General features: G+C 72.6%; 1 protein-coding gene. It reads right to left on the minus strand.

Translation table 11 applies throughout. The features are described 5' to 3' along the window. The coding region (locus tag CYJ76_RS11790; protein WP_238138243.1) for an ATP-binding protein at positions 1 to 280 on the minus strand (280 nt) is incomplete at its 3' end. Between the last annotated feature and the right edge of the window lie 49 nt (positions 281 to 329).

Raw genomic sequence — 329 nt, forward strand, 5'->3', positions numbered from 1 at the left:
GCACGCGCCCGCCGCCGATCAGTGCCGCCGGGGTCACGTTGTGGTGCGGGGCGATGAACGGCCGCTGACCCGCGAGCACTTCCGGCAAACTCCCCTTTACTCCCGCCAGGGAGTGCACACTCGCGGCCTCCACCCGCTCGGTATCGGTCATGGGCGGCAGGATCCCCGGCAAACGTTCGGCCAGCATCGATTTGCCGCTTCCCGGCGGCCCCGTCAGCATCAGATTGTGCCCTCCGGCCGCGGCCACCTCCACCGCCCGGCGGGCAGCGGGCTGCCCCACGACTTCCGCCAGGTCCCCCACTTGCCGGGGCGGGGCATACTCCCCCGGG

The organism is Kytococcus schroeteri (assembly GCF_002847825.1).
Lineage (GTDB): Bacteria > Actinomycetota > Actinomycetes > Actinomycetales > Dermatophilaceae > Kytococcus > Kytococcus schroeteri.